Genomic DNA, 709 nt, shown 5'->3' with positions numbered 1-709 from the left:
CCGTTTGCTGCCGCGCCGCATGTGCTGGATGAGGGCAGTGGCGCCCGCCACCAGCACGCTTCGAAGCATCTCGTCGCCAGCGCGGGTAATCACGCCAAGCCTGTTTCTGCCTGCCGTCGAATGGTTCTTCGGCGTCAGCCCGAGCCATGCGGCAAAGTCGCGACCCGACTTGAAGCCGTTTGCGTCCGGCACTTTGATGGCCAGCAGCGTCGCTCCGACAGGGCCGACCGCCGGTATGGTGGCCAGCCGCTGGCTCACTTCGTTGTGCTTGTGAAACGTAAGCAACTTTTCATTGAGCACGACAATCTCGGCACTGATATGCGCATAGTCGCGCGCCAGCGTTTCGAACATGTCCCTGGCCGTGTCCGGGATCGTCGCGTCAGCGCGAATGTCGACCAACAGATCGCCGAGCCGGGAAAGTCCCTTGGGCGCGGTCAGGCCGAATTCCGCCGCAAAGCCTCGGATCGAATTGGAGAGTTGCGTGCGCCGGCCGATAAACTGCGCGCGCAGCTTCGCCAGCATTTGCAATCCCTGCTGAGCGGCGCTCTTGACCACAACGAAACGCATCTCCGGTCGGCTCATCGCCTCGCAGATCGCCCCGGCGTCCGCCGCATCCGACTTGGAGCGCTTCACATAGGGCTTCACGTACTGCGGCGGCAACACCATCACCTCATGGCCCAGCGCGCGCAATTCCCGCGCCCAGTAGTGC

General features: G+C 63.5%; 1 protein-coding gene. It reads right to left on the bottom strand.

The features are described 5' to 3' along the window. Window positions 1–709, bottom strand: a 709-nt coding sequence (locus EOA16_RS32410; protein ID WP_127261750.1) for an IS110 family transposase, incomplete at both ends; no start/stop codon positions are given.

Source organism: Mesorhizobium sp. M7A.F.Ca.US.008.03.1.1 (assembly GCF_003997495.1).
In the GTDB taxonomy this organism is placed as follows: domain Bacteria; phylum Pseudomonadota; class Alphaproteobacteria; order Rhizobiales; family Rhizobiaceae; genus Mesorhizobium.
Note: the sequence above shows the minus strand (reverse complement) of the source record. Positions and strands in the feature narration are given on the sequence as shown.